General features: G+C 73.3%; 12 protein-coding genes. 4 read left to right on the top strand and 8 right to left on the bottom strand.

Annotation, left to right across the window (positions count from 1 at the left end):
- Window positions 1-564 (bottom strand): alpha/beta hydrolase (locus Csp2054_RS17360; protein WP_096900808.1); only part of this gene is annotated, 564 nt, incomplete at its 3' end.
- Window positions 565-624: 60 nt separating this feature from the next.
- Between Csp2054_RS17360 and Csp2054_RS17365 the strand changes: the two genes are divergently transcribed.
- Window positions 625-1,167, top strand: a complete 543-nt coding sequence (locus tag Csp2054_RS17365) for a DUF4916 domain-containing protein (protein ID WP_096900809.1) — start codon at window positions 625-627, stop codon at window positions 1,165-1,167.
- A 125-nt stretch (window positions 1,168-1,292) separates the two neighbouring features.
- On the opposite strand, the gene Csp2054_RS17370 is transcribed toward Csp2054_RS17365, so the two are convergent.
- Both Csp2054_RS17370 and Csp2054_RS17375 read right to left on the bottom strand, forming a co-directional pair.
- The gene (locus Csp2054_RS17370) at window positions 1,293-1,493 is read right to left on the bottom strand and encodes a CsbD family protein (protein WP_096900810.1); all 201 of its coding nucleotides are present in this window, start codon (window positions 1,491-1,493) and stop codon (window positions 1,293-1,295) included.
- A gap of 124 nt (window positions 1,494-1,617) precedes the next feature.
- Window positions 1,618-3,327, bottom strand: coding sequence for a DEAD/DEAH box helicase (locus Csp2054_RS17375; RefSeq protein ID WP_096900811.1), 1,710 nt, complete (start codon window positions 3,325-3,327; stop codon window positions 1,618-1,620).
- Between the two features lie 275 nt (window positions 3,328-3,602).
- Here Csp2054_RS17375 and Csp2054_RS17380 point away from each other — a divergent pair, with 275 nt between their 5' ends.
- A complete protein-coding gene (locus tag Csp2054_RS17380; protein WP_096900812.1) occupies window positions 3,603-4,427 on the top strand; it encodes an endo alpha-1,4 polygalactosaminidase in 825 nt (274 codons plus the stop codon).
- Window positions 4,428-4,585: 158 nt separating this feature from the next.
- On the opposite strand, the gene Csp2054_RS17385 is transcribed toward Csp2054_RS17380, so the two are convergent.
- The 4 genes from Csp2054_RS17385 to Csp2054_RS17400 all read right to left on the bottom strand — a co-directional run bounded on the left by Csp2054_RS17385 (window position 4,586) and on the right by Csp2054_RS17400 (window position 6,856).
- On the bottom strand, window positions 4,586-4,945 hold the full coding sequence (locus Csp2054_RS17385) for a GntR family transcriptional regulator (protein ID WP_176491776.1): 360 nt from the start codon (window positions 4,943-4,945) through the stop codon (window positions 4,586-4,588).
- Between the two features lie 10 nt (window positions 4,946-4,955).
- Window positions 4,956-5,525 carry a DUF1684 domain-containing protein gene (locus Csp2054_RS17390; protein ID WP_096900817.1) on the bottom strand — a complete coding sequence of 190 codons (570 nt, stop codon included), beginning with the start codon at window positions 5,523-5,525 and terminating at the stop codon, window positions 4,956-4,958.
- Window positions 5,526-5,680: 155 nt separating this feature from the next.
- Window positions 5,681-6,160: a hypothetical protein gene (locus Csp2054_RS17395; RefSeq protein ID WP_096900814.1), complete on the bottom strand. Its 480-nt coding sequence runs from the start codon at window positions 6,158-6,160 to the stop codon at window positions 5,681-5,683.
- Between the two features lie 63 nt (window positions 6,161-6,223).
- Complete coding sequence (locus Csp2054_RS17400) at window positions 6,224-6,856, bottom strand: GNAT family N-acetyltransferase (RefSeq protein ID WP_096900815.1); 633 nt, start codon at window positions 6,854-6,856, stop codon at window positions 6,224-6,226.
- Window positions 6,857-6,951: 95 nt separating this feature from the next.
- Here Csp2054_RS17400 and Csp2054_RS17405 point away from each other — a divergent pair, with 95 nt between their 5' ends.
- Together Csp2054_RS17405 and Csp2054_RS17410 are read left to right on the top strand one after the other, a co-directional pair.
- On the top strand, window positions 6,952-7,545 hold the full coding sequence (locus Csp2054_RS17405) for a 2-phosphosulfolactate phosphatase (protein WP_096900816.1): 594 nt from the start codon (window positions 6,952-6,954) through the stop codon (window positions 7,543-7,545).
- A 37-nt stretch (window positions 7,546-7,582) separates the two neighbouring features.
- On the top strand, window positions 7,583-7,885 hold the full coding sequence (locus Csp2054_RS17410) for a DUF427 domain-containing protein (protein ID WP_058724861.1): 303 nt from the start codon (window positions 7,583-7,585) through the stop codon (window positions 7,883-7,885).
- Window positions 7,886-7,936: 51 nt separating this feature from the next.
- Here Csp2054_RS17410 and Csp2054_RS17415 read toward each other — a convergent pair whose 3' ends face one another.
- Window positions 7,937-9,127, bottom strand: coding sequence for an Nramp family divalent metal transporter (locus Csp2054_RS17415; protein ID WP_096900818.1), 1,191 nt, complete (start codon window positions 9,125-9,127; stop codon window positions 7,937-7,939).
- Between the last annotated feature and the right edge of the window lie 7 nt (window positions 9,128-9,134).

Here is a 9,134-nt window from a genome sequence, read left to right on the forward strand (position 1 = left end):
GTGCGGCAGCCCCGCGTACTCCCGGTCGGTCACGTCCGTGTGCTCCGCCGCCCACGCCTGCGTCCGCGCGGTGGCCTCGGCGGGGATGACCGGGTCGAGGTCGCCGTGCCCGAGGAACACCCGGGGCCGGACCGCCGCGACCGCCTCGTCACGGGAGTCCGACACCGGCACGACGAACCCCGAGAGCGACACCGCGAACGCGAACCCCGCCGGCCGGGCGCGCAGGAGCTGCAGGGCCATCGAACCGCCCTGCGAGAACCCGAGCAACCCGATGCGCGGGTGGTCGGCGGCCACGGAGTCCACCCACGCCAGCACGGCCGCGGTCGCCTCGTCGACGGCGCCGACCTCGGGGGAGCCCGGCGTGCCGAGCGGGTACCACGAGTACCCCGGCCCCCACTCGCCCGGTGCCCGCAGCGACGCGATCGTCCACGCCGACGGCAGTGCCGGGGCGAGGCCGAGCAGGTCGCGTTCGTTCGACCCCACCCCGTGCATGGCGACGAGCAGCGGGGTGCCCCCACGTTCGGACGGGCTCCGGGTCCACTGCACGTGCTCGCTGTCGATCATGCGGCCAACGCTAGCCGTGGCATCCGCCGAACTCGCCGCCGTGCCTGGTAGACACGGTGCATGGCCTCGCTGCGCACCCCCGACCCCGACTCCGGCTGGCTGTCCGACGAGGAACTCGCGAACATCCGCCGCCGCCTGCCGATCTGCTACGTCGAGGCGATCCCGGTCCGCACCGACGGCCTCGGCGTCGTCACCGAGGTCGGTGTGCTCCTCCGCGTGGCACCGAGCGGGTCGATCGCGCGCACACTCGTCTCCGGACGGGTGATGTACGGCGAGTCGATCCGCACGGCGTTGTTCCGGCACCTCGAGAAGGACCTCGGGCCGATGGCGTTCCCGCAGCTGCCGGCGAGCCCGACCCCGTTCACGGTGGCCGAGTACTTCCCGCTGCCCGGCGCCTCGGTGTACACCGACGAGCGGCAGCACGCGATCTCCCTCGCCTACGTGGTCCCGGTGACGGGGACGTGCGAGCCGCGCCAGGACGCCCTCGAGCTCACGTGGATGAGCCCGATCGAGGCGGCCTCCGCCGCGATGGCCGAGGAGATGGAGGGCGGTCGCGGGAGTCTCCTGCGGGCCGGTCTCGCCTCGGTCGGCGCCCTGCACTGACGGACCNGGAACCTGGTTCCGGCGGCCCCGCCGCGACGCGCCCCGCCGCGACGCGCCCCGCACACGACGAAGCCCCCGGGACCACCTGGTCCCGGGGGCTTCGCAGCTCGGTCGTGCGACCGGCTTCAGTGCTTCTCGTTGCGGAGGCTGTCCGCGACGCCGTGCGCCGCGTCCTTCACGTCGTCGACGCCCTGCTTGGCCGACGCCTTGGCCTGGTCGGTCTGACCCTCGGCCTTGAGCTTGTCGTTGCCGGTCAGGTTGCCGATGCCCTCCTTGACCTTGCCGACGAGCTTCTCGCCGGCGTGGTTCTCTTCGCTGCCACCCATACGGTCTCCTTCCAACGACGGACGATTCCCCGTCAGCCGCTCGCGCGGCGTCCGGTGCAGCAGAACGTACGCCCGACACCCGACGACGTTCGGAGGAGACGTCGAGGTTGGGGGACGACGCGCCTCAGTGGCGGTCGGCAGCGCCCGCCGGACGGGAGGCACGGCGCGAGCCACGACGACGGCTCCCGCCCGACTCGCCGCCGGCTCCACGGCCCGCCGCGTAGCCACCCTCGGACGACCACACCGGAGCGGACCCGCCCCGGACGACGTCGCTCGAGGCCCGACGGCTCCCGCCACGGCGCTGACCGCCGGACGACGCCGCGTCGGACCCGCGGCGCTGACCGCCGGACGACGCCGCGTCGGACCCGCGACGCTGACCGCCCGAGGCCGCTGCGTCGGCACCGCGGCCACCGCGACGACCACCGGTCACCTGTCCGCCGCGTGCGGCCTCGGCGTCCGCCGGACGCCCACCCCGCCGGTTACCCGAACCGGCCGACGCGGTGGCCGGGGCGGTCTGTCCGGCCTGACCCGCGCCTCCCGATCGTCCGCCGCGACCACGACGACGACCGCCGCCCGCGCTGTCGGACTCGGCCGAGCGCTGCTTCGGCGCCCGCTGCTGCTGGACCGGCTGCTCCGGGGCGAGGTGGCGGATCGGAGCGACCTCACCGACGAGCGCCGTCACGGCCGGCGACTCTGACGTGACCTGCTGCGGCTTCACCGAGATGGCGGCGGCACGCATCATCTGCGCGACGTCGCGGCGCTCGGTCGGCAGCGAGATCGTGACGACGTCGCCGGAGGACCCGGCACGCGCGGTACGACCCGAGCGGTGCAGGTAGGCCTTGTGCTCGGTCGGCGGGTCGACGTGCACGACGAGCTCGACGTGGTCGACGTGCACGCCACGGGCGGCGACGTCGGTGGCGACGAGCACGAGCGCCTCGCCGGAGGAGAACTTGGCGAGGTTGCGCTCCCGGGCGCCCTGCGACAGGTTGCCCTGCAGGTCGACCGCGGGGATGCCCTGGCTGGTGAGCTGCTTCGCCAGGCGCTTCGCGTGGTGCTTCGTGCGCATGAAGAGGATCCGACGACCCGAACCCGAGGCGAGCGTCCGGACGAGCGCCTTCTTCGCGTCGGCGTCCGGGACCTCGAACAGGTGGTGGGTCATCGCCTCGACCGGGCTGGTCTCGTCGTCGACCGAGTGCATGACCGGGTCGTGCAGGAACTTCTTGACCAGCTTGTCCACGCCGTTGTCGAGCGTGGCCGAGAACAGCAGCCGCTGGCCCTGCTCGGGCGTCGCCTGCATGATCTTCGTCACACCGGGGAGGAAGCCCATGTCGGCCATGTGGTCGGCCTCGTCGAGGACGGTGACCTCGATGTCCGCGAGCGTGAGGTGACCCTGCTGCATGAGGTCGGCGAGGCGACCCGGGCAGGCGACCACGATGTCGACGCCACCGCGGAGGGCGTCGACCTGACGCCCCTGCCCCACGCCGCCGAAGATCGTCGTGGTGTTCAGGCCCATGGCCTTCGCGAGCGGCGCGAGCGTGGCGTCGATCTGCGTCGCGAGCTCACGGGTCGGGGCGAGCACGAGGGCCCGGGGACGCCCGGCGCGGCGCTTGCGACCGCTCGCGGCCAGCCGTGCGACGAGCGGGATGGCGAAGGCGATGGTCTTGCCGGAGCCGGTGCGGCCCCGGCCGAGCACGTCCTTGCCCTGCAGGGAGTCGGGGAGCGTGTCCTCCTGGATGGGGAACGCGGTCTCCTTGCCCTGGTCGGCGAGGACGGCGACCATCGGCGCGGGGACGCCGAGGTCGGAGAAGCGGATGTCGGTGGTGGTGGCGGTCATCGTGACCTTTCCAGCCGGTTCGTCCGGCTGTGGGCGCGCTCGTGTGCAGCGCGCGGGCGGGATGCGCACCAGCACGGGTGGCTGGCGCAGTCGCCGCAGCAGAGAGCCTGGGCACCTGCGTGAGGTGCTCGATCATCGACCATCGGGTGGTCGGGAGTCGGGGGCGTCCGTACGACGCACGAGGCGATCGGCGCCTCGAGTACCACCAGCATAGCGGGTGCACCCCCGCGCACCGGGGGTGGGGCCGTTCGCCCTGCGCGTGCGAGGATGCCCGGGTGCGCGCGAGGACCCTGTTGATGACCGTCGCGACGACCCTGGTGGCCGTCCTCGGCACCGCCTCCTGCGCCACCGCGGTCCCGGCGTCCTCGTACCGGAACCTCCCCACCTCGGGCATCCCCGACTACCAGCTCGGCGGCTCGTACTCCCCGCCGGCCGGGGTCACGATCGTCGAGCGGGACAGCACCGCGCACCCGGCGAAGGGGAAGTACTCGATCTGCTACGTCAACGGCTTCCAGACCCAGCCCGAGGACGCCACGATGTGGGAGCGGGACCACCCGACCGCGATCCTCCGCGACGCGGCGGGCAAGCCCGTCTCCGACCCGGGCTGGCCCGACGAGATGCTCCTCGACACCACGACCGCCGCCAAGCGCGCCACCATCGTCCGGGTGTTGACGACGACCGTCGCCCGGTGTGCCGACCGGGGCTTCGACGCCGTCGAGTTCGACAACCTCGACTCCTGGACGCGGTCGGCCGGGAGGCTCACGCGCTCCGGGAACCTCGCGCTCGCCGCGGCGCTCGTGCGGCTCGGGCACGGCAAGGATCTCGCGGTCGGGCAGAAGAACACCCCGCAGCTCGGAACGTCCGGGCGGGAGCAGACCGGGTTCGACTTCGTCGTCGCCGAGGAGTGCTTCGTCTACCAGGAGTGCGGCGCGTACACGAATGCGTACGGGAAGCGCGTCATCGACGTCGAGTACACCGACGACAGCAAGCGCCCGTGGTCGTCGGTGTGCGCGTCGACGAAGCGCCCGGCGATGACGATCCTCCGGGACCGCGACCTGGTGCCTGCGGGCGACGACGGGTACGTCTTCGAGCACTGCTGACGCGCGCTGCGCGGGCCGGCCGGGAGGCACGGGTCGCGCCAGTCCCGCCGGTCGCGCGAGCACTCGCTCGCGCAGGCGGACGCGCCGGCACACGCTCGCGGCGTCATGTGATCGCGCCGGCACGTGGTCGCGCCTGGGCGGGCTGGCGCCCGAGCGGATCAGGCGGGCCAGGCCTCGTGCAGCGCGGCGGCTGCCTGGTCGGCAGACAGCCCTGCGCTCCGCGCGGCGACCGCGAGGGCGTGCGCGGCGTCGGCGACCTCCTGCGGCACGTCGGCCGGCCGGACCACCCGCGTGCCGGCACCGCGGGCGGTGTGCACCAGGCCGGCCTCCTCGAGCAGCTGGTAGGCCCGCGCGACGGTCCCGGCCGCGAGCCCGAGCTCGTCCGCCAACGCCCGGACGCTCGGCAACCGTGTGCCGTCGACGAGGTACCCGGCCGCGATCTGCGCGGCGATCTGGGCACGGACCTGCTCGAACGGCGGGACGCTGCCGCCCCGGTCGAGCGCCACGAGACCGGTCATGTGCTCCACCCTAGAAGTCGTACTGCTCGCCGACGGGGATCGGGACCGGCACGGTGTTGCCCGGGGGTGCCAGCGGGCACGCCCATGCCGGGTCGTACGCGCAGGACGGGTTGTAGGCGAAGTTGAAGTCGAGGACGAGCTCGTCGTCCTCGCCGCCGAGGTCCGCACCCTTGATCGTGTCGAGCAGGTAGCGGCCACCGCCGTAGGTGCCTCGGGCCTTCCCGGCGCTGGCGTCCTTCACCGGCACGAAGACCCCGCCCGCGTAGCCGCCGTGCGACCAGACGTCGAGCGTCCCGATGCCCGGCAGCCGCACCACGCCGAGTCGGTCGAAGTGCACGATGCCGTCGGTCCCCGTCTCCACGTCCATCGCCTGCGGCTCGGCCGACTCGATCCGGGCCCGGAACCGCCAGTCCGGGTCGTACGTCGGGACCGGCAGCGACTCGAAGCCCGCGGCGTCCTCGGGGAGCAGGGGCGACGCCGGGTGGTCGGCGAACATCGCGTCCCGCGTCTCCCGCCAGAGGGCGTGTGCGGTCTCGGGGTCGGGGGTCGCCCGCACCCGTCGGTAGAGGTCGAAGGTCATCCGACGCCAGTCCACCGTGGCCAGCGTGCTCGCCACGGCCCGGTCGGTCGTCGTGTCGGTCTCGGTTCCTGCAGCCGGGTCGCTCACGGCAGCAGGCTACGCCCGGCCGTCGCGGGTCTGCCAGGGACATCCCCGCGCGTCGCTCCGGGAGCGGGTCAGGCGCCCGTCCGCCAGCCGGGTGCGAGCTGCCGCATCCGAAGCGCACGCCACTGCCAGATGACCCACATGCCGGGCCAGAGCGCGACGCCGAGCACCGCCGGGCGCATCCGGTAGGTCAGGCGGTCGAGCAGCAGGGTCCGGCCGTCGCCGAGGTCGACGGTCGCCATCCGGTGCGCCATCGTCATGCGGCCGAACAGCCCGGAGACGCCGCCGCCGTTGTCGCGCTGCACGGGGACACCCTGCACCTCGTAGCGGTCGATGTCGACGTGCGTGTCACCGCTCGGGACCACGCCGAAGGCGTCCGCGGCGATCGGGTGCGGTTCGCCCGGCGTCCACCGCTCCGGGAAGCCCTGCGGGGACCGAGAGCGGTAGCGCAGGAACGGCTTCGTCACGGCGACCATCACGGCCGGGGACATCAGGGCGTCGCGCACCGCGTCGACGGGGGCATCGAGGACGATCCGCAGACCAACGTGCATGGCGAGGACGCTACGCGGGTGGGCTGGACGCGGACCGTCGGCGACCCGAGCGCCGTCGCGCGGTCAGGCGTGCCGGGCCGACCGCCGCCGGGAGCCCTCGGCGCGGTCGTGCTGCCGGAGCTTCTCGGCGAGGGCGAGCCGCACCGTGGGCCACTCCGACGCGATGATCGAGAAGACCACCGTGTCCCGGAGGGTGCCGTCGCGGCCGAGCTGGTGGTTGCGGAGGACGCCGTCCTGCTTCGCGCCGAGCCCGGCGATCGCGGCCCGGGACTGCAGGTTGTGGAAGTGCGTGCGGAACTCGACCGCGATGCACTGCCACGACTCGAACGCGTGTGAGAGCAGGAGCAGCTTCGCCTCGGTGTTGATGCCGGTGCGCTGCGCGGAACGCCCGAGGAAGGTCGACCCGATCTCGACCCGGCGGTTCGACCGGTCGACGTTCATGAACGTGGTCGCCCCGACCACCCGCCCCGTCGGACGGTCACGCACCGCGAACGGCACCATCCGGCCTGCTTCGTGCTCGGCGAGCCGGCGCTCGATCTCCGCGTCGACCTGCGCCGGAGCGGGCACCGACGTGTACCAGGTGCGCCAGAGGTCGCCGTCCGCGACCGCTGCACGGAGGTCGTCCGCGTGGTCGGCGTCGAGCGGTTCGAGGGTCACGCGGTCGCCGGTCAGGGTGGGCACGGGGGCGATCTCCATGGCATGGGATCCTACGGTCCGCGGCGGTGCCGGACTCACGCGCAGGGTCTGCCTGTGGAGAAGGACAGCTGCCCGGCGACCACTACCCTGGGCGCGTGCCAGAACGAACCCAGCAGCAGTACCAGGTCCGGTTCGCGTGGGGGACCGCGGGCGCCGAGCGGATCGCGCACGGCACGCACCTCCTCGTCTGGGTCGACGTCCTCCCCGGCACACACGACCACGGCCGACACGACCACGACCAGGCGCTCCGCCGGGCGGTCGCGGCGTTGCCGGACGGACCGGAGGTCGTGCTCGGCCACCTCGGCAACGCGACCGCGATCGCGGAACGCGTGACGCGCCTCCAGGCCGACCGTGGCGACCGCTGCGTCGTCGCGATCGTCGCCGCCGGAGCCGACCACGACGCCCACTCGGACGCGGCGGACGCCGCGGGCGAGGCGTGGGACGCCCCCGGGTCGCCGGACTTCGCGGTCGAGGACCTCCTCGGCGCCGGCGCCGTCGTGGACGCGCTCGCGGCGGTCGGCATCGACCACACCTCGCCGGAGGCGGCCGCCGCGTGTGCCGCCGCGACGGGCCTCCGGCGTGCGGTGCGGCACCTCGTCAGCGCGTCGGAGGGCGCGCGTCGCCTCGATCCCGCGACCGTGCGCGCGGCGCTGGAGCGCGGTGGGGAACTCGTCACCCTCCGGGCGTAGCGTTCTGCATCGACAACGACCGAGCAAGGAGCACGTCATGAAGGCAGTCGTCGGTGACACCGTGATCGCGGAGAGCGACAAGGACGACCTCATCCAGATCGAGGGCAACTGGTACTTCCCGCCGTCGAGCGTGAAGACCGAGCTGCTCACCGAGAGCCCCACGCAGTACCACTGCCCGTGGAAGGGCGACACGCAGTACTACACGGTGCACGTCGACGGGCAGGAGCTGCCGGACCGCGCCTGGTCGTACCCGACGCCGATCCCGTCGTCGTTCGACCGGGTGGGCAAGGACTACTCGGGCTACGTGGCGTTCTGGAAGGACGTCAAGGTCGTCGAGTGAGCCCGGCGGCCGGCGTGGTGCCGGGCGTGTGCCCACGCGCCGTACCGTTCGTCATCCCGCCAGCGTCAGCCAGACCAGCGCGACGTTGAGCGCCACGATCACCAGCGCGATGACCCCCGCGACCACGCGGGTGGTCATCGCGTTGACGTCGGCGCCCATCACGCTCCGCCGCGAGGTGTAGACCACCAGCGGCACGATCGCGAACGCGATCCCGAAGCTCAGCACGACCTGGCTCACCACGAGGAGCATCGTCGCGTCCGCGTTCAGCGCGAGCAGCACGATCGCGGGCACCAGGGTCACGAGCCGCCGTGCGACCACCGGGACCCGGACGTGCAGCAGTCCCTTCATGATCTCCGCGCCGGCCATGCAGCCCACCGACGTCGAGGCCAGCCCCGACGCCAGCAACCCGACTGCGAAGAGCACGCCGACCACCGGGCCGACGTTCGCCTCGATCGCGGCCTGCGCTCCGGGGATCGTGTCCGTGCCCTCGACCCCGGGCAGCGTCGCCGCGGCGAGCACGAGCATGCAGACGTTCACCCCACCCGCGACGACGAGCGCGAGCGCCACGTCCCACCGCGTCGCGACGAGCACACGGCGGCGCTCCGGTCCCGCGGGGACGTCGCCGTGCCGGTCCCGGGCGAGTGCCGAGTGCAGGTACACCGCGTGCGGCATCACCGTCGCGCCGAGCATCGAGGCCGCGAGCAGCACCGACCCGGAGCCCTCGAACCGCGGCACCAGCCCGGCGACGAGCGCACTCGGTGACACGTGCGCGAACAGCAGTCCCGCACAGAACCCGATCGTCAGGATCGCGAGCATCGCCGTGACGACCGCCTCGAACGCCCGTGTGCCCCGTCGGTTCTGCAGGAGCAGGATCGCCATGGACACCACGCCCGTGATCACCCCGCCGGCGACGAGCGGCAGTCCGAAGAGCAGGTGCAGCGCCAGTGCGCCGCCGATGACCTCGGCGATGTCGGTGGCGGCGGCGACGACCTCGGCCTGCGCCCAGAACAGCAGCCGGGGCGCGCGCTTCATGCGGAGTCCGAGGTGCTCCGGCAGGGACTTGCCCGTGACGACGCCGAGCTTCGCCGAGAGGTACTGCACCACCACGGCGCTCGCGTTGGCGGCGACGAGGACCCAGAGCAGCAGGTAGCCGTACTCCGCCCCCGCCGTGAGGTTCGCGGCGACGTTGCCGGGGTCGACGTAGGCGATGGCGGCGACGAACGCGGGGCCGAGCAGCGTCAGACCGGCG

Source organism: Curtobacterium sp. 'Ferrero' (genome assembly GCF_002412165.1).
Lineage (GTDB): Bacteria > Actinomycetota > Actinomycetes > Actinomycetales > Microbacteriaceae > Curtobacterium.